The 18122-nt window shown below is 36.2% G+C and carries 22 protein-coding genes and 2 pseudogenes; all 24 read right to left on the minus strand.

Annotated elements, in window-relative coordinates; all coding sequences use genetic code 11:
* Nucleotides 1-18: 18 nt before the first annotated feature.
* Nucleotides 19-525: a GNAT family N-acetyltransferase gene (locus tag AMS66_RS06455; protein ID WP_053780003.1), complete on the minus strand. Its 507-nt coding sequence runs from the start codon at nt 523-525 to the stop codon at nt 19-21.
* A gap of 25 nt (nt 526-550) precedes the next feature.
* Nucleotides 551-1099 carry a GNAT family N-acetyltransferase gene (locus AMS66_RS06460; protein WP_053780004.1) on the minus strand — a complete coding sequence of 183 codons (549 nt, stop codon included), beginning with the start codon at nt 1097-1099 and terminating at the stop codon, nt 551-553.
* A gap of 247 nt (nt 1100-1346) precedes the next feature.
* Nucleotides 1347-1871 (minus strand): GNAT family N-acetyltransferase, encoded by a 525-nt coding sequence (locus AMS66_RS06465; protein WP_053780005.1) that lies wholly within the window; start codon nt 1869-1871, stop codon nt 1347-1349.
* A 291-nt stretch (nt 1872-2162) separates the two neighbouring features.
* Entirely contained in the window at nt 2163-2690 is a 528-nt protein-coding gene (locus AMS66_RS06470; protein ID WP_053780006.1) for an AAA family ATPase, read from the minus strand.
* Between the two features lie 159 nt (nt 2691-2849).
* The gene (locus AMS66_RS06475) at nt 2850-3689 is read right to left on the minus strand and encodes an aminoglycoside phosphotransferase family protein (RefSeq protein ID WP_053780007.1); all 840 of its coding nucleotides are present in this window, start codon (nt 3687-3689) and stop codon (nt 2850-2852) included.
* 189 nt (nt 3690-3878) lie between these two features.
* Complete coding sequence (locus tag AMS66_RS06480; protein WP_053780008.1) at nt 3879-4280, minus strand: GNAT family N-acetyltransferase; 402 nt, start codon at nt 4278-4280, stop codon at nt 3879-3881.
* A 160-nt stretch (nt 4281-4440) separates the two neighbouring features.
* Nucleotides 4441-4791, minus strand: a complete 351-nt coding sequence (locus AMS66_RS06485) for a VOC family protein (protein WP_053780009.1) — start codon at nt 4789-4791, stop codon at nt 4441-4443.
* 410 nt (nt 4792-5201) lie between these two features.
* On the minus strand, nt 5202-5771 hold the full coding sequence (locus AMS66_RS06490) for a hypothetical protein (protein WP_053780010.1): 570 nt from the start codon (nt 5769-5771) through the stop codon (nt 5202-5204).
* Nucleotides 5772-5975: 204 nt separating this feature from the next.
* The gene (locus AMS66_RS06495) at nt 5976-6755 is read right to left on the minus strand and encodes a phosphotransferase family protein (RefSeq protein ID WP_053780011.1); all 780 of its coding nucleotides are present in this window, start codon (nt 6753-6755) and stop codon (nt 5976-5978) included.
* Between the two features lie 79 nt (nt 6756-6834).
* Nucleotides 6835-7008 (minus strand): annotated as a pseudogene (locus AMS66_RS34655) (GNAT family N-acetyltransferase); the annotation flags it as partial.
* The gene (locus AMS66_RS06500; RefSeq protein WP_053780012.1) at nt 6957-7235 is read right to left on the minus strand and encodes a hypothetical protein; all 279 of its coding nucleotides are present in this window, start codon (nt 7233-7235) and stop codon (nt 6957-6959) included. The gene AMS66_RS06500 and the pseudogene AMS66_RS34655, both read right to left, overlap by 52 nt.
* Nucleotides 7236-7442: 207 nt before the next feature.
* Entirely contained in the window at nt 7443-8084 is a 642-nt protein-coding gene (locus tag AMS66_RS06505; RefSeq protein WP_053780013.1) for a DEAD/DEAH box helicase family protein, read from the minus strand.
* A 301-nt stretch (nt 8085-8385) separates the two neighbouring features.
* Complete coding sequence (locus tag AMS66_RS06510; protein WP_053780014.1) at nt 8386-9006, minus strand: zinc dependent phospholipase C family protein; 621 nt, start codon at nt 9004-9006, stop codon at nt 8386-8388.
* A gap of 64 nt (nt 9007-9070) precedes the next feature.
* Nucleotides 9071-9586, minus strand: a pseudogene (locus AMS66_RS06515) (phosphotransferase-like protein).
* 291 nt (nt 9587-9877) lie between these two features.
* A complete protein-coding gene (locus tag AMS66_RS06520) occupies nt 9878-11011 on the minus strand; it encodes a DUF3626 domain-containing protein (RefSeq protein WP_053780015.1) in 1134 nt (377 codons plus the stop codon).
* Nucleotides 11012-11501: 490 nt separating this feature from the next.
* Nucleotides 11502-12068, minus strand: coding sequence for a histidine phosphatase family protein (locus AMS66_RS06525; RefSeq protein WP_053780016.1), 567 nt, complete (start codon nt 12066-12068; stop codon nt 11502-11504).
* Nucleotides 12069-12249: 181 nt separating this feature from the next.
* A complete protein-coding gene (locus tag AMS66_RS06530; RefSeq protein WP_053780017.1) occupies nt 12250-12801 on the minus strand; it encodes a 2'-5' RNA ligase family protein in 552 nt (183 codons plus the stop codon).
* A 305-nt stretch (nt 12802-13106) separates the two neighbouring features.
* Nucleotides 13107-14042, minus strand: coding sequence for an acetamidase/formamidase family protein (locus AMS66_RS06535; protein ID WP_144424426.1), 936 nt, complete (start codon nt 14040-14042; stop codon nt 13107-13109).
* 215 nt (nt 14043-14257) lie between these two features.
* Nucleotides 14258-14701 carry a hypothetical protein gene (locus tag AMS66_RS06540; RefSeq protein ID WP_053780018.1) on the minus strand — a complete coding sequence of 148 codons (444 nt, stop codon included), beginning with the start codon at nt 14699-14701 and terminating at the stop codon, nt 14258-14260.
* A gap of 311 nt (nt 14702-15012) precedes the next feature.
* Nucleotides 15013-15255, minus strand: a complete 243-nt coding sequence (locus AMS66_RS34510; protein ID WP_330219293.1) for a histidine phosphatase family protein — start codon at nt 15253-15255, stop codon at nt 15013-15015.
* A 28-nt stretch (nt 15256-15283) separates the two neighbouring features.
* The gene (locus AMS66_RS34515) at nt 15284-15514 is read right to left on the minus strand and encodes a histidine phosphatase family protein (protein WP_330219294.1); all 231 of its coding nucleotides are present in this window, start codon (nt 15512-15514) and stop codon (nt 15284-15286) included.
* Between the two features lie 245 nt (nt 15515-15759).
* Nucleotides 15760-16362: a hypothetical protein gene (locus AMS66_RS06550; protein ID WP_053780019.1), complete on the minus strand. Its 603-nt coding sequence runs from the start codon at nt 16360-16362 to the stop codon at nt 15760-15762.
* A 152-nt stretch (nt 16363-16514) separates the two neighbouring features.
* Nucleotides 16515-16943, minus strand: a complete 429-nt coding sequence (locus AMS66_RS06555; protein ID WP_053780020.1) for an NUDIX hydrolase — start codon at nt 16941-16943, stop codon at nt 16515-16517.
* Between the two features lie 239 nt (nt 16944-17182).
* Complete coding sequence (locus AMS66_RS06560) at nt 17183-17836, minus strand: lysozyme inhibitor LprI family protein (protein ID WP_053780021.1); 654 nt, start codon at nt 17834-17836, stop codon at nt 17183-17185.
* Between the last annotated feature and the right edge of the window lie 286 nt (nt 17837-18122).

An 18122-nucleotide genomic window follows, 5' to 3' on the forward strand; every position in this document is an offset into this window, starting at 1 on the left:
CTTAATATGAGTGCATATCTATACCTTCGAGATCTCCGATTCATATTTAACTTGGGTTTTACTCTGACCTTCTATTATTTCAATCATCTCCTCTATTTCTTTAAATCCATTTTTCTCATAAAATGCCCTTCCTATATGATTCTCTTTCCCTACCCAGGCAAACATTGTATTTATTGGCTTTAAAACTTGAGTGAATCTCTGAATGAACTCTTTACCTATTCCCATTTTGTGATTTTCAGGTCGTATATAGATTCTTAGTAATTCATATTCTTCTCCTTTGACTTGTCTTGTTTGAGCATATCCAGCGACTTTTCCATTAAATTCTGCAATTAAAAAACTCCGTTTGGCACTTTGAAGATCTCTCTCGACAGATCGACTTAAATTCTCATCTGAATATGCTCTACTTAGAAAATTTTGTATGTAACCTTCGGAGTATATGCCTTTATAAGTATAATTCCATGTTTCTTGAGCTATGGATTGAATGTGTGGGATATCCTCATTTGAAACAAATCTGATTGTAATCATCTGGTTATCCTTCTTTCGTTAGCTATTAATGAACTTTATAGTCACTCTTGAGAAATGCATAAATGGCATTATCAACAAATCGATTCTTCCAATAATAATTTTCCTTCAATATCCCTTCTTCTCTGAAGCCGATTTTCTCAAGAACCTTTCTTGATCCCACATTCTCCGGTTCTACAAATGCTTCAATTCGGTTTAAGCCAAGCGTATTAAATCCATATTCAATTACCTTTTCAACCACCTCGGTCATAAAACCTTGATGCCAATATTCTGGTGTTAGTTCATAACCAATAACAGCTTTATAGTGATTTTTCATCCAGCCATGAAAGCCACATGTTCCAATTACTTTGTTTTCAGACTTCAGAGTGATTCCCCAACGAATGGCTTGACTTGCTTCAAATCTTTCATTCCATCTTTGAATTAAATCTTCTGCTTGTTTAATGTTTGTAAAACTCTCCACATCATAAAACTTTGTAACTTCATCCAATGAAAAAAATTGAAATATATCTGCGGAATCATTCTTTGTTAGCTCTCTTAATAGAAGTCTTTTTGTTTCTAACCTGGGAAACTGAGACATATTAGTTCTCCTTAACGTTTTAAGTTGTTTCACTCAGCATCTCTAGAATTCAAATAAAAATAAATCCATAGAAACTAGGCATCTATCATGTCCCTTTAATCAGGAAATTATATGCACTAAGTACTAACCCATATTATTACATATATGAAGTAAATCAAGCAAAAAAAAAGCAGATGGTCTCTCATCTGCCCTGAAATATGGAGAAAGCCGTACAGCTGATTTAAAATTCCCCTCCATGCTCTTGATCTTAATTCCTCTCGACTGCCAATCTCCAGTCGTTACATCGTATGGTAGTCCCAATAGGGTATTCAAAATCACACTCGCCAATATACGAAAAGCCCAGCGTGCGACAAATGGCATTCGAAGCGGGATTTATAGTTTTAGGAAAAGCGTGAATGAAATTGCGTTTCTTCTTTTCAGAACGAATAGAAGCTATGGCCTTTGCTGTTGCTTCTGTCGCTATTCCTCTACCTTGATATTCAGATAAAACACTCCAACCTATCTCGAAAATCGATTCTTCTTTCCACGTCTGATCCCAATACCCTACACTACCCACGACTTCAAGATGCGGAAGCAAAAGGATCTTAAACATTTTCCCTGTTCCATTTTGGGCGATTTCATAATAGCGCTTATGGCGAGCTAGGATTTTCTCCTCAGTCTCTGGTCCTCCGAAGTGTACTGTCATCTCAGGCGAATTTAATTGACGAAGCAAATCTAGATCTCCTTCGTCCCATAGTTCAATTCTTACCTCTGTCGCATTCCTTTGTTCCATCTCACTCACCTCCCTGTTTTTATTTGTAACCAAATTTAGAGGAAGAGATTTACTATTCTCAGTTCAATTATACCAGAACGTATATTCTTATACAGTAAAAATTTATCATTATCTTTTAATTCTGCTCGCAATAAACCATTCAAATTCAATGTGGAAATATGAAGTTCGAAGGTATAGGCTGCTCTCGTGAGACTAGCATGAAATGCCTCTTCCAGACCCATCTTGCTGAATCAGGTATTCCCAGGAGCCGCAGCTTGATTATATGTTATACGATGTCACCACTTCTTCAAATTAGCTTATCAAAAATCTATTATTGTTTAATATCTCTTCAATCACTTCATCTATCTGGTCAACAGAATATGCTTGGGTATTTAATATATGTCTTTCGTCTTTTAGGGCTTCTTTAAATTCATTCAAAAGGATTACGCTTCGTGCTCCCATTTGTATCGTTGGATCTCTTAACTGATCTCTTCTAATAATTGTTTCATCATCGACCATAAATACTACATAAATAATCCTTACATTTATACTCTCCAGCTCACTAGCTAACCAGTTAGCCTCCGTTGGAAACGTCACATAATCTATAACAACATCGTAATTAAATTCAATTAGGTTCTTCACTAAACTTAAAATATTTATCCACGTTAGCTTATGAGTTTCTTGACAGATCCACGGCTTTCCCCTCCCGTTTACAGGTAGATGACTAATATCATCACCAGATATATATGAACTGCGATCCAGATGTTCAACAAGTTTCCTTGAAGTAGTAGATTTCCCAACACCGGCAGGACCGGAAATGATGTAAATGGATCTTGTCATGTTGTAGCCTCCTTGAAATCACTGCAATATATTAGCCTTTTGCGCTTTCGTCTAATGTTCGTCGTTGAGAGCTAATTCAACTTCTCTCTTTCATCTTCATGAAAACCATGAGGAGAAGCTGCTTTGTATACATTGTAATCTGAATAATCCCCTCCTCAATCACTTAAGAAAATTTGTTTGAAGTGTCCATTCTAATCTTCTAACCCATTCGTTCTTTACATCCATATTCGCATTTTTTATTCGATTCATAATATTTAGAATCCGAGAAATCGAGAACGCTTTCAATAATTCTTCATTAATTTGTACATTTGAATATGAGCTATACTCACTTATAAAAATCCATGAAAGATCCTTCGCAAACATTGGATAATGCAGATGTACAAACCATATTACCCATGCGATATCCTGAAGAGGATGCCCCCATCCGGCCCATTCCCAATCAATAATATACAATGTGTCATCTAAGCTAATTGCATTATGAGGTCCATAATCACCATGTACTAATGTTTCCTCTTCTTCAATATCAATGTTAAGTAAGAGTTTAACTTTATCTTTTAGAACAATTGGCATGAAATCAATAGAATCAATATCAATATTTATGAGTTTTAATATTGGTATATTGGAGTTGGACTCTCTACGCTTTATTGAATGAACGTCTTGTGCTAGATGCTTTCCAAGTAGCTTAAAAATTTCTTGAGCTTTGACATTATCATTTTCATCAAGATATTTCTGGCTGTTCACTCCCTTCAAATAGTCCAAAATAATGTACAAGAAGCCGTTGTCTTCAAAATAATCATGTATTCCAGGAGAAATTCTTGCCTCGTTCAAGAGAGTTAGACAATTAATTTCTACTCTGGCATCAATACTGTTATTAGTTGAGATCTTTGCAATAACCGGTGGATCTGTACCTTCAAGTAAAAATGTACTGTTTGTATATCCTCCTGTAAGTTCAATCAATTTAATATTTTGAAATTTACGAAATAAGATTTCGTGAGACATCTGATTCGCACCATCTTTCTTTACACTTATGGTCTTTCAAATAACGTTCCCATATTCGCTACGCGAGCCGACCTTAAATGCTTAAAAATCGTATGCGCGAGGTGCTTTGCCAATTAGCCTGGCAAGGGTGTCTTCCTGATCATCATCTTCAGCCAGACCTAAAAGCGTCAGTGATGCTGCCTAAACTTTTTAAATTCTCTGATTCTTATAATGCATTACAATTTGTTTTGTCCGTTTAAATCCTGACAATTCGTAAAAACCATCCAAATCCTCTGTACAAAACAAACTAATAACGTCAATATCTTTTAATTCATCTAAAAGTCTTTTGACCATTAGTTCCCCTATTCCTTTATTTCTGTAAGTACTTAATACAACAACATCTTCTACATAAGCCCGATATATTCCGTCTGAAATAGACCTACAGAAACCAACTAATATATCATCTTTCCAAGCTCCTACTGCAACACCGCTAACAAGCAACTTTAATATTCCATTCTCGTCCCGGTTAGGCCACCAACCAGCATCTTCATAAAGACCCCTTAGTTCAGATTGTAGAATAGCTTTCTCTGTATGTAATTTTACCGTTACCATGTATAACCCCCTATTCAGTTTTTTTAAATTTTCTTGCTTTAATAACGAAGGTTATTGGAAACTGTTTTTTGCTAAACGGAGATGTTACATTTCTTTTTCCAAGCGGTAGACTACTCTATCAAAACCATGCTAACTTCTTATTTATTCTTTCAAATTTATATCACTGATGAGCAAGGATATTAACAAGCTTTCCAAATGGATCCCTTACGTAAAACCGCTTTACTCCCCAAGGTTCATGTACAAGCTCATATACAATTTTAAACCCTGCATCTTTTATTTTTTTATACACCACATCGATATCGTCAACTTCAATTGATAAATCAGGTGTAGGAGTCTCTGAACCGCCTTGTGAAGCAAAACTGATTTGTACTTGCATTTCATGATCGGATCCATAAGTAGCTATCCACCCATGGTCCATTAATATGTTTAGTCCTAATATATCTTGGTAAAAGCATTTAGCTTCATATATATTTGCTGTGTGAATGTTTGCCGTAATTCGTTTGACAGTCATAATTCTCCTCCATATTTAAAAGTTATTTTCAAAAAAAAATTCTTGATCGTTTTCATCACAAAATAATGAAATTATATGAGTTTCTTTTAATTCTCTTAACATCACTTCAATAACTTCCTATCAATCCCTTGATTTCTGAATTCAAAATATATTTTATTGTCATTATTCACCTCTCTTAATCTGAACTTCTTGATAACCATTCAGTGATGTCATATAACATTGCCTATTTACGTGTCCTGCTCCCCTGAAGTTCTTCTGCCAGACCTATGGCGTATGCACAACGTGTTAAATTATGAAAATGTTCTGCTAGGTGCATCTTTCAAATCCATTAGTATTTTCCAATCTAATAGCGTTAAATACATAGTTATTGTATGTCTGCTCCCACCTGATTTTTCTTACACATGGTTTGATCATTTCAATTTTAGTCCTTTTAAAAAAAATTCCATCATCTCGTTTGAGATACTAATTGCTTCTAATCTGCTAGTAGCTGGCACTGTTATCATTTGACCAATTTCTGAACTCCAAGTCGCACTTTTAATATCATTCAATTGATTTCGATCTGAAACTAAAATAGTTACCTTACTGAAATCATTATTTATCACTAGTGATCCATATTGATAAATCCCCGTGCTTTCTGTTCCACCATCCTCTTTTCTGTATACAAAATACGGATAGCTTATAGCACCCCAACCATCATTTGTTATTGGTATATCTAATTTTCTCTGATCTAATGGAACATGTATATCTTCACCCTCTATGTCTAGAGTACCTTTAAATCTTCTTTCACCAGAAATACTTTTATACAACTTTCCCTGAATATTAACATTTACAAGTTTCTCTGACTCTAAATGCTCAGTTCCTAATCTATATTTTATACCTTGTGCATTTATTTTAACTTCCTTGGGATATAAATTGATTACAATAATAATTGCTAGAGTTGTTAGAATTATTATGATTGAAATAAATGTCAGTTTCTTCATTAGACACCTCTTTTTTTTGGCAGATTCCCTATAACGTTCTTGTGTTCACGACGTCCCACCGACTTAAGCCCCGAAGGTGGGACGCGGATGCGGGTACGGAAGTGTCTGCCTGAATGCACCTACTTGAAGTGTCTCGGACGGACGCCAAAGCCTGAATATAGTGTTATCTGATGGAGCACGAATTAAGCACGCTCCGAAGCGATACTAAAAGAAGCTATATACCCCGTCTTCAAAATAGTCATATTCTTCATCCGTTATTCGTAACTTGCCGTATGCGTTATAAAATATTTCTTTATCTCTTTCATTATCAAAAGCATTACATTTGGGTCTAATTGCCAATGCTACATCATATCTTGGGTCCCCGTACGCAGCTCCTGACCAATCAATAACTCCAACTATATTGCATTCATTAATTAATACATTATCTAATGTAAAATCGCCATGAATCAAAGTGTTATCTATTGGTTTGGGTCTTACTTCTTTCAACCCTTTAAGTAATTCTTCTGATCCGTCTACAGCAAAGTGAGTTAGATTATATTCTGCTTTATTAAGCATTGTATCTAACCAAGGATGATCATTTTTTAATAATTCAATAGGGCAAGAACATTCATGTATTTTCTTCAAACAAAGTCCAAAGTTAAAAATAGCTTTTTCTTTATCTTTGAGATCGGGCTCTTTAGATAGAAATTCTCTCAAACTTATTCCATCAATATGATCCATTAAAAGCCATCTCGATTTATTCTCGACATGATATGAATATGCTCTCGGAACTGGTAGTCCCGTATGGTAAAGATATTGCAGCACCTTGTATTCTTCTAATAACCATTCATTATAGAGATCGTTTTCTGTCTTTTTGATTATGTACTTTTTATCGAGCGTATCCAGAATAGCCACAATAGAAGTATGGCCTTGCTTGGGAAAAGTAATTTTCTGGACTTTTCCTATTTTTTCTATTATCTCAATTGGGACGTCCTGAATGTTCATGCTTTCATCCTTTCTTCCACTTCATTCCCTTTTAGATAGCGTTCCCTACATTCACGAACCCGAAAGGCTTAAGAAAGTATCAAATGTTATAAGTATATTGAGAGTGCTGTTGAAAGCCTAATGACTTATAAAAAGAACTATCCGAAATAACATTTGCGTTTTCAGCACCTAAGGAGCGGCCTCTTTTCAAGGCTTCTAACATCACTGCTTTTCCAAGTCCCTTCTGCCGATACTCCGGAATTGTACATACAGGTTCAACATAAAAATAATCAGTTTTCTGACTATACCATAAGCCACAATAAGCAACATATTCCGCTCTTCATTTTCAGCAACAATATGTAGGAATGAATTCATATTTCTTGCTGACAACATTCTTTTTTTCTTATCAATAGTGATTTCGTCAACAGGCACAGGACCTTCGTGGTCAAAGCCCTTCCAAAGTAATTTCTGATACTTAAATAAATCTTTTTTGATATCCATATTCTTTAAAATTATGCCTTCAAGAATTACATAATCAAGGCTAACATCATCCTCTTGTAAGGTTCTTTACAGTCATTACCGAATATTATTAAGTTCTCAATTTCATTAATTCCAGTATTAAAAATAAAATATCCCTTATTTAAACAGGCTACCTTATATCGGTAGCCTGATCCTTATTACATATCATATTAACAAAGGATCCTTATATCATATTGCAAAATGCTCACGAACTAATCTAAATTGTTCTTCGATCCCCAAAGTAGGTGTTCTTTCAAGTGTTCTGATATTGTTATTAACGCAGGCATTTCTAATTTCATGGGAGAATTTCACCATAGTTTTGTTGCCATGTTTAATCGTTTCCGCTGGATTTGATGTAAGGTTAATAACATCCAAAATCATCTTATGGTCTTCTCTAAAGTAATATAGCCTTTCTATTTCTTCATCAGATGTATAAAGACACATCATTCTTTCTTTAGGAATAAAGGGTAGGATGTGTTCAGGCATTATTCCTAAATCGATAATGATTGGTTTATCACTTGGCATCTTCAATAAATCAATAACGAAAAATTCCATCATCTCTACAACGATTTCACAAAGCCACCGAAATATCACATCAGTAGGCCTATTAAACCACTCCTCCCAGATTAAACCTGGGTGTGGATATTGAAGTGCAGGATATTCAGTTGGATTAGTAAATGGTCTATACTTCAAAACATCATCGCCCAATGTTTGAAATCCTAACTCTGCAACAAATTTCTTTGTCATCGTTGTCTTCCCCGCGCAACAACCACCATTTAACCAATACACATGCTTTAATTGTTCTTTTAAATAATTTTCATTTAATCTCATTTTAATCCTCCTCAATTTTTAATATTGAGAGAGGTTACGGATTCTTATCGGTTTTTTATAACAATAAAACCACATAATAAAATCCTCCTTTTCTTATTTATGCCTAAATAGTATTCGGTGAATTATAGTTTACTCCTTCTTTTCCATTAATCTGTCCGTTAGATTACTCGTTAAATTTACAACTTCAAGCCATATGACATTGCGGGTTGACTTCCTCTCATATCTTTAGACCGAGCAGCTACCATGCAGTTGCGATACGTGGATGTATTGTTAAGGGATTCCTCGGACTTCATAGAATTATTTACAAATTGTACTTTACTTTTATATACTTCATATTCAATAATCCCATATCGACTGATGTCTCTAAGTATCCAATGATCTGCTCAAAAGTAAAAACATTAAGGGTTTCAATCAAAATTTCTTTGTCATAATCCAAATCGTCAAATATATATGGCACAAACTTTTCGACATCTGTAGATTTAACTTCCTCTAAATCCGGTATTGTTGGAATGTGATTGAGCCTGTTTCTTAATTCCTCTTCATATCCATAATGTTCAAGCAACTTCCCATTCAATAAACTAAAGTCGTTATGATACTGTTTATATAGTCCCTCATTAGCTTCCATTCTGTTCCTTAACCAAGGTAAATTAAAACCTTTCAACCATATATCATCTGCAATTAAATGTGTGAAATAACCCAGAACATAAAGGTCTTCTGCCTGTGATCGATACTTATGTAAAAATCCTTTATAGTCTACGTTTCTTGAATAATCCTGAATTTCACCGGCAAAAAAATGTGATGAATCTTTTGTTGTGACAGCATCCGGTGCAATATTTCCAAGTAAAAAAGGCGTCTTATCTACTATAGATAAGGAATCTGCAATTCTATTCGCCACAATCAGATGCATTATTCTTGAACCCATGCTTCTTCCTCCCTTCAATGAAAGTTTGAAGTGTTTTGCTTTCTTGAACTGATATTTCCAATCATTATTTTTTGAATACTGATGTAATAATCACTTCTGCACATTCTTCCGGCGTATTCAAACTCGTATCGACTGAGCAGCTATAATGGATGTGTTGCGACATCATTTTATTTTGCTCATCGGATTGATCTTCTCTTCTGTCACCACGTTCTATATTTCGCTTACGTCAAAGATCTAACGGGCAGTACACCTCAATGATATCCAAAGGATATCCATCAAATATATCTTGGACTTTATCATAATGCGGCTTTAATTCCGGTCTTTCAACCAGTATCCCATCGATTAAAACGTTCTTTCCATGATCCGAAAATAATTTTGCTGTATGATACATCATAATGATGGCTTCACTTAAATACTTCCAGTAGTCTGTTTGCAAATGTTTATCACCAATCGTATTTTCAAAAAGATCATTGGCCACAACATAAAAAAAGGGATCAGAGTAATTTTGCATCGCTTCTACGATTGAAGTTTTACCTGAACTGGTTACGCCATTCAGAAATATAATTTTCCCTTTATCCATTTTCTCATCTTCCTTTGTATGGGTTATGTTTGAGTGTCTACGACTTCTTCGAATTGCAAAATACCTAGACCTGTAATGAAATCTTGAGTTTTTGAATAGGGCGCACCATGGAGCCAACAGGCTTCGATGCGTGAATATGAGGCCATTACAGATACCAATTTTGTAAAAGATAATAACTTCGTTCGAAAAGAATAGATCTATTCCATGTTCATTGCTAAGAATAATATTGTAATTATTAATCCACCAAATAGATGCACTATTAAATCAATTAGGTTGAACTTATAAGAATTTCTAGAGGTTTTTATTATCGCTGATGCTATTACTGAAAATGGAATCCATCGATTTACCATATCGAACGAGTACATGCCACATGTATTTTAATTCCTGAAGCACTTCTTCGTAGTTACCTCTGTCAGACCAGAGATCAGGATTGCGTTTCAAATCGTTGACAGCATTCCCGATCACACTTGCGTCAATGTTACCGTTGCTTGCAATTCGCTTCGCTAATGAGGGCATGGTTGGACCCCTAAAATCAGAGGGCACTTCCTCTGCACGCATCGCAAATCCCATATGCCAAAATAGATCAATGGAATATTTGATGCAGATTTGCTCTAAGTATTTCCCTATTTCTGTTCCTTTGAACGATGGATCAGCTACTAAAATTTCCACATCATCTTCAAGATATATATCTCCATGAACTTGAGTTTCGATAAAATGGTTAAGATTCCGATGTGGGGCCAGTTTTGAGGGATCCTCTAACGGACGTTCCAGATTATACAATAGCTTCTCAATCAACTTTTTAGGAGTAAGATCTTTTTCTCCAATAGCATAATCCCGAAAGAAAGCATCCGTAAAAAGCGCAGATAAAATATCGTCTAATTCCTCATATGTCCCCTTTTCCTTTGGATCATCTTGAGAGCCACCGTAAGTGAACGTACAACGATGTGAAGCATTCGGTTTTAGAAGAAAATAACAAGACCCGAATCGTGGAGATGGCCCATCTGGATGCAACAACAAATCAAGAGCCCCATACTTCGGCCTTTCAAATTTGGTTGTACCTTCTAACTGATATGCTCCGCCAAATAGTTTTTCCTCCCAAAGATCCCGTGCACCACCTGAATAAGCAGATACACTACCATTGGATATGAGAGTCTCGAACTGACTTTTATATATCCCCTGCTCAAATAATGATTGAGCCACAATTTTCATATCTACAACCGGACGATCAGGATGAAAATGCATAGCCACCCTTGCATGGGATCTAAGCTTATCAACTGCTTCTTCATAGATATCCCAATGGATATTGGATAACTGAAAAATTTCTTTGAGTGATGCTTGAACCTCTTTTTTTTGGGATCTTGCGCAATTATTTATGTGTTCAATAGCTGCGTTCTGAGATCTTGTAAGTTGCCTGTGGTTCGACACAAGAAACACCACCCTTTTCTAAAATTGATGTTTCAATCTACTCTATAATATAGTTTTTGACTAGACTTAAAATTGCATATATTTCGTTCAGTTTTCTGATTTTCATGACGTCCTACCGATTTAAGGCTCCGTTTAAGAGCCGACCGCGATGCGGTTAGTTGGTGCAGATGTATTTGCTAAATTCGCTTCACACCCAATTGACATCTCGCAGACCGAGGGCCGATGATGTTAGGCGTAGTTTGTTGTTGTCTTCTTTGAAAAACTTACAAAATACCACTTTACCAACCTTTTGATATTATTAGTGATTCAATTTGTGCAGTGTGATAGCGGTTACGCCATATAAACCCGGATCGCCACTTAGCCTCACAGGGTTGTCTGCCTGATAATACATCACCGAATTGCTTCAGACCTAGGGAGCTGCCCCCACCCGCAGCATGAATACTCAGTCATGTGATGTCACAGTCCTCTTTGATAGCTAGGCTTAGGAAATCTAATCATTCCACATTCTAGTTACTGCTTCTAATTCTAAGCCCTCAAATTGCATTTTATAAATATCTGGTTTCTTTAATTGATTCAAAAACTCCAAGCCAAAAGCTGAATCAAAATGATTCATCATCAAAGTCATTACAAGACCATGAGTCCCGATTGCTATTTTCTTCCCTCTGTGTTCCTTTAAAATGGGTTTTAGAACTGAGATTGCTCTTTTCTGACAATCAGCATTGGACTCTCCACCCGGCAAGGTATAATCAAAATCATTAAAACTCTCTCTGATACTAGACATTAACTCTGCATTTTCAATATTATAAGATGCAAAATGTCGTTCTCTAAGATCTTCAAATACTTTAATATCTAACTTTAAGTGCTCGGCCAATCCTTCAACACTCAGAATTGCTCGAGTATAAGGACTTGATATAATCATGTCTATTCCTTTACCTATAAGTAACTTCGTTACTTTTTCAATATCGATCTTTCCTTTTGGGGTAAGCCCTCTTGTTCTTTCATTTCCTTCGTTGTATGGTGATTCTCCATGCCTAACCATATAGATAATTGTCTTCATACAAGCCTCCTTTAGATGCTTTCATTAAATATCACACTATGATTTCACATAAAGTTGATATATTCGCGACGTCCATTCCCTTGTGTTTTACTACCCAGCGTATGCTCCGACTCCTGTCGGATCCAGGGCGAATACCCGCAGCGTGAATATTATGTTATACGCAGTAACTGACCTCTTTGAATTAACTTTCAAAAGATTGTTCAAATATGGTTATATTCCTGTTCCCTTCTTCTGACAGCTCAATCTTCACTAAACTCATTCTTTCTATGATCCCATCCATAGGTTCAAATTCCTTTACTACATCATGAATTCCCTTAGCTATCGCTTCTCTACTTAATTGTGTTCCCAGGGTACAATGTGGATTCCATTGATCTGGGCTATAATATATACTCGCTTGATTATTATATTTGTCTAACTTCTTATAATAATCCTTATGTACACGTTGAAGTTGGTCCGTCATGGTTGGGGCTAAAAATATCGTTCCCGAGGTTGGAAAGGTAGCTACGATATCAAATCGTAAACGAAGAGGAGAAACATTATCAAAATAGATTTTCAGTTGTTCTTTAAATCCTTCCAAATCGGATATATCCGTATATACAGCAAGCGTGATATGGGGACTTAAGTTCTCAAATCTATTCATAAAATGACTGATTCCCTCTTTGTCAAAGTGCATCCATGCTTTTCTGACGTACTCATCGAATTCTTTGTTGAAGAGTAATTCTACAGCATACAAGCGAACCCCCACCTTTCTTTTTTATCCCTATTCATCATACAATCGTATGACTAATCGTACGTTTTTGCTTGGTTCTCCTTAATGATTAGTTGAGACCACTAAACATTAAAATCATGAAAGATATTCATATGTGTTTTCTTAATTTTAGGTATTGCGTATAACGTTCTTGTATTCACGAATCTTCACTGCCACTGAATCGATCAAAGCCCCTTCTTATTGCTTCTGTCCGGATCAAGGAGCCGGAGGCGACGCAGCGTGAATACGGTTTAATAAAATATTGGCGTCCTTTTTGAGTTACGTTCGAATCACTTTAAAATTCCATGTGGTAAACAGGCATGTACCCCTTTAACCCCATTTACAATTTGGGTTATACGCAGATCAACAACTGAACTCCCTAAAGCAATAGCTTCAACACGATTTAAACCATACAACTCACCCATCAAGGTAAGCATTCCATCTAAAGCTTGAACAGTTGCTTCATTTAGATCTTCATGAAACCCAAAAGTAATCCACCCTGCGGGAGTATCAGCTCGGGGGTTCAACAAATCTATCCCTTCAATCAAGTTTATAGTTATATCAACAACTTCCATCGGACATTCAATAGCTTGGCAACTGATCTCTCCATCCCCTTGCAAAGCATGACCATCACCAATAGCAAGGTAACCCCCATCGACAGAAATAGGAAGATACAATTTGCTGCCTTTCACAAGCTCTTTACAATCAATATTTCCACCACAATATCGTGGTGGCCAAGTAGAGTGAATTCCTATGTCATCTGGAGGCATTCCAATAATGCCCATGAAAGGTCGTAACGAAACTGAGAAGGAATTGCCGTTGATTTCACATACTCCCACCATGGATTTATTATCGAGTTTCCAATCAAGGCTAATTTCCTTATATTCGGTTAAATGTAACTTTTGGTTTTGCCAATTAGGATATTGACCTGCAGCAGTAAAACCATATTGCCCAGGTATAATATCATTAAACTCAATCTCTAAAGTCATGCCTTTCTTAGCACCTTCAATATAAATAGGTCCCACCAAGGCGTGACCTCCATCAATTTTTTCTTTTCTTGAAAATGGTTTCCTTCTCTCACTATTACTTCTCCCAGTACCCCAACCTGCGTCTAATGTTTCAAAACGTATGGAATCACCCGATGACACCGAAAGGATAGGAGTTACTTCTTTAGTAAATGAACCAATTAGTATTTCTTGGGATAATTCAATTTTGTGTACCACCATAATATCGCCTCCAATGCGGTATTATCTTTATGCCAATTTTGTATAACGTTTCGTATTCGCGACGTCACCGACTTAAGTCTCCGTCAGGAGCTGGCCGCGATGCAGTTAGTCGGTGAAGATGTGTCCGACTGCTTTCATTTCCCCGAAAAGCATCTGCCGGACCAAAGGCCGAATGGCGCGAAGCTTTAATATTTTGTTATACGAAGCACTTCACATCATTGAATTACATTCAGAATCTCAATTACTAAAATTGCTTCTTCTTTATATCCTTCAAGATCGTTTAGATTAATCCATTCAGGTTCATTATCCCTAGATTGATAGAATCTAATTACCACATCTTCTCCTTCGATTGTAGAACTTAAAATCAAGATAAATTCTCTTTTAGGGTAGTTTGATTTTAGATTCTCTTCCCAATTAGAGACTAGTTTGAATCCAGTCCATAAATCGTCTACATGATAATGATTAATTGATACTTCCAGATCCGTCCTATCTTGATAAATTATTTTTCCAATAGAATCTGTATTACTTAAACTTGAAGTATCAATCAAGATACAATTATCCCATTCAATAAAATTGGGATTTAATAAATCCGAATTTATGAATTTATTTGATTGAGATAACTCATCCAATAAATTCTTCATTGCCTTATTTGTTTTCATGTTTTCTCCCGCTTTCGAAGTGTTTCGTATAACGTTCGGGTATTCACGACGTCCTATCGACTTTAGGCAGCGAAGCTGCCGGGTACACATCAGCGCACTTAATCGATTGGATGTGTCCGGCTGATTCCACTTCCTCGCTACTGAAAATCTAGCCCCGAATATTCCTCTAACTTCTGCCGGACCGAGGGGCAAATGCCCCGAAGCTTGAATATGGTGTTAGATGGATTAGCCTTCTTTGATATTACCCTCAAGATGTTTTGTACAGTTATGCAGTTCACATGTCCATTGATTATCTATTTTCTTTAAAATAGTTATTGATGTTTGCCAAAATCTTTTGTAGGAAAATCAGGAACTAAATTGATAAAGTTAAATTGAATTAAGGCACCATGAGAAAACACCAACACCTTTTCACCTTGGTGCTTCATCATTATTTCTTCTAAAAACTCTTCACCTCTCTTTTGGACTATCTCAATTGGCTCAAGTCCAAGATCTAATTCTATCCAACCTGTTCCCCACTTTTCTATTCGTTCCTCTTCAGTAGTACCTTCAATCAATCCTCCGGACCTTTCCCGAAGACGATCATCAAGGTAAATATCTACTCCGATAGCACTCCCCTACAATAAGAGCAGTTTGCTTTGCTCTTGCTAAAGTACTTGAATAAATATGATTCCAATCTTCTGATCTTAATCTCGTTGCTAAAAGTTCTGCTTGATTAATCCCATCCTGATCCAGCGAAATATCAGAGTTACCCTGTGCTCGTCCTTCTTTATTCCAACTCGTGCTACCATGCCTTATCAGTGCTATAGTCGCCATATAGTACTCCTTCAATGTTTAAATTATAGATTTGCGTATCTTTCCGATAACGTTTCTGTATTCATGAACCCGAGAACCTTAAGGCAGCTTCAGCTGCTGGCCACGACCGTGGTTAGGTAAGCAGGTTATCCGCCTGATTCTGCTTCTCTGTCAAAACCCGCTGGCGGATCAAGGATCGGCTACAGCCGATCCGCAGCGTGAATATAATGTTAGCTGATGTTCCAGCCTTCTTAGAAGGCTAGTAATCACAATTCGTAAAGAAACCACTCATACATTCTATCTTTCATTTTTTTAGCTGTATCTCGATCTCTTCGATAAATCCATTCAAAGAGTGGCTTATCAATAAAATCTTTCAAATTATATTTGGATTTCTCAAGACAAGATAAAATTTCTTCAAACTCAAAATCAATATGGAAAACGTCCGATCTATCACTAGAATCTGGATCATCAGACCAGACGATGGCCACGTTATCCTTATAAGTTAATCCCGGTGAGGGATCATGTCCAAGCCAGGGACTCTCTCTATTAAGAATAGAATTATAAATCTCCCTAAATTGTTCTAGACCACAGCAACAACTTGGCATAATAAATTTTTCTTCACTTTCATAAAAAGCAACACCACCCAAAATAGCTACAGAGTCATTCGCAAATAGTTCATTGAAAGTGTCTTCCATTGATTGATCTATATTTATATTGTTATATCCAAATAAATGTATTAAAAAGAGTTCAACTTCAGAAGATGTGCACTTGCCCGAAAGCGTTAGTAACTCTGAACGATGCACATCATTGTCAAACCATTTTGGACAATCATAATATGGTTCTCTAATAACCGGTTTTGTATAAGACATCTCTGAATTTACACCTCTAAATAAATAATTGCTGGAATTTCAGCTAATGTTTCTGTATTCATGACGTCCATTCCCCTTAGATAGCTCTTATCTTAAGGGAATGGATGTATCTGCCCGATTCTTCTTCCTGCCATTTCGAACAACTAACAAAATTACTTATTGCCTTCGTTAAAATATGTTATTTCATATCCATCTATTAATCTTCTTAATCCATCTTTATAGTAAGGCATTAATTGTTCAGCCTTCTCTATATCAATCCAAGCTATTTCAGAAATTTCATTAGGTCTAACTATTTCTTCATTCCCACCGATTACCTCACCTTTAAATGTTATAAATATTACATGTTCTTCTTTTTCCGGAAATTTACATTCATTTACTGCCACTATTCCATGAACTTTAATATCTAGTCCAGTTTCTTCTTTAGCTTCCCTTATTGCTGCTTGGTCTAATGATTCTTCTCTTTCAACAGCGCCGCCTGGAAGTGACCATCGGTCACTAGAATCATCTACATTCCTTACCATTAATATTTTGGAATTGGTTGGGTCAGTAATTAAGGAATAAGCTACATCGACTCTGATCATTATGTTTGACTTCCCTTCTGATTTAGAACTGAATATCTTTCACATAACGCTCTTGTATTCACGAAACGACCCAGCCTTAGATAGCTCTTCTCTTAAGCTGGGTCGTTTGTTGTCTGAGTGTTCTTCCATGATTATACATCTGATAACCAAGGGTGGTAGCCCCGCAACATGAATACATTGTTAAGCGCCGTTACTGTCTTCGAAGCATCACCTAGAAACCTTTGATCAAGATTCCAACTCTATTTTTTACTTTGGTATAAAAACTCAACTTCACTATCTAGCAAATATCGATATTCAAATAATTGCATTGTTCTTTCCCTAATTCTCTCCCGTATAACCGTGCCTAGGCTTACCGATCCTTTTGATCCAAGGTAACCATTATTAATAAATGTCTTCTCTACAAATTTTGTTTCCCTTAAGTGATACTGTAACCATTCTTTCTGCGATTCGATTAGTGCTTCTCTTGGTTCTCTATCCAACTTAGAAAGAAGCTTTTTATATATTTGATTCAACTCTTTATCCCAAATTTCTGTATATTTGCTTTCCAACGCTCCCCATCCCATTGTTGTAATAATCTCTTTGGAATTTTGAAATTCATTAAATTCTACTTCATAATCATGATCTATAGGATTTCGAAGCATTTCATCATAAAATTCTCCTTTCAAATCGTAGTTCCCAATTCTCATGGATAACACTTCATTGTTAGAAGGCTCTGATCGACCTTCAGTTATTTCTTTCGATTCTGTTCCATTACCTGTACTCTCTACATCAGGAGGCAGTTCAGAATTCATTATTGATTTAGTTTCGCTATTCAAAGTAGTCGATTGACTAATATTTTGACAAGATGAAAACATTATCGTAATAAAAAATAAGAAGAGTATCTTACCTTTCATAAATTATCTCCTTAAATATTATCTTTAATATTTACCGGTAATGGCGCATAACGTTGTTGTATTCACGAACCCGAGAGGCTTAAGGTCCGCTAAGACCGTGTGGCTCCGCCACTTAGCCTCGCAGGGTTGTCTGTGAATCCACTTCTCCGAAATGCCCCTTGCAGACCAAGGCCCCATCAGGGGACGCAGCGTGAATACGGTGTTGTCTATTTAGCATTTCCCTTTTAATAAATGCATTAATAAATGGATTATAGCTATTTCAGTTATAAAGAACTGCATATCCGCA

This window comes from Paenibacillus xylanivorans (genome assembly GCF_001280595.1).
Lineage (GTDB): Bacteria > Bacillota > Bacilli > Paenibacillales > Paenibacillaceae > Paenibacillus > Paenibacillus xylanivorans.

Coding starts and splice junctions, on each gene's coding strand:
- AMS66_RS06455 (WP_053780003.1), bottom strand. CDS start 525: ATGATTACAATCAGATTTGTTTCAAATGAGGATATCCCACACATTCAA.
- AMS66_RS06460 (WP_053780004.1), bottom strand. CDS start 1,099: ATGTCTCAGTTTCCCAGGTTAGAAACAAAAAGACTTCTATTAAGAGAG.
- AMS66_RS06465 (WP_053780005.1), bottom strand. CDS start 1,871: ATGGAACAAAGGAATGCGACAGAGGTAAGAATTGAACTATGGGACGAA.
- AMS66_RS06470 (WP_053780006.1), bottom strand. CDS start 2,690: ATGACAAGATCCATTTACATCATTTCCGGTCCTGCCGGTGTTGGGAAA.
- AMS66_RS06475 (WP_053780007.1), bottom strand. CDS start 3,689: ATGTCTCACGAAATCTTATTTCGTAAATTTCAAAATATTAAATTGATT.
- AMS66_RS06480 (WP_053780008.1), bottom strand. CDS start 4,280: ATGGTAACGGTAAAATTACATACAGAGAAAGCTATTCTACAATCTGAA.
- AMS66_RS06485 (WP_053780009.1), bottom strand. CDS start 4,791: ATGACTGTCAAACGAATTACGGCAAACATTCACACAGCAAATATATAT.
- AMS66_RS06490 (WP_053780010.1), bottom strand. CDS start 5,771: ATGAAGAAACTGACATTTATTTCAATCATAATAATTCTAACAACTCTA.
- AMS66_RS06495 (WP_053780011.1), bottom strand. CDS start 6,755: ATGAACATTCAGGACGTCCCAATTGAGATAATAGAAAAAATAGGAAAA.
- AMS66_RS06500 (WP_053780012.1), bottom strand. CDS start 7,235: ATGGATATCAAAAAAGATTTATTTAAGTATCAGAAATTACTTTGGAAG.
- AMS66_RS06505 (WP_053780013.1), bottom strand. CDS start 8,084: ATGAGATTAAATGAAAATTATTTAAAAGAACAATTAAAGCATGTGTAT.
- AMS66_RS06510 (WP_053780014.1), bottom strand. CDS start 9,006: ATGGGTTCAAGAATAATGCATCTGATTGTGGCGAATAGAATTGCAGAT.
- AMS66_RS06525 (WP_053780016.1), bottom strand. CDS start 12,068: ATGAAGACAATTATCTATATGGTTAGGCATGGAGAATCACCATACAAC.
- AMS66_RS06535 (WP_144424426.1), bottom strand. CDS start 14,042: ATGGTGGTACACAAAATTGAATTATCCCAAGAAATACTAATTGGTTCA.
- AMS66_RS06540 (WP_053780018.1), bottom strand. CDS start 14,701: ATGAAAACAAATAAGGCAATGAAGAATTTATTGGATGAGTTATCTCAA.
- AMS66_RS34515 (WP_330219294.1), bottom strand. CDS start 15,514: ATGGCGACTATAGCACTGATAAGGCATGGTAGCACGAGTTGGAATAAA.
- AMS66_RS06550 (WP_053780019.1), bottom strand. CDS start 16,362: ATGTCTTATACAAAACCGGTTATTAGAGAACCATATTATGATTGTCCA.
- AMS66_RS06555 (WP_053780020.1), bottom strand. CDS start 16,943: ATGATCAGAGTCGATGTAGCTTATTCCTTAATTACTGACCCAACCAAT.
- AMS66_RS06560 (WP_053780021.1), bottom strand. CDS start 17,836: ATGAAAGGTAAGATACTCTTCTTATTTTTTATTACGATAATGTTTTCA.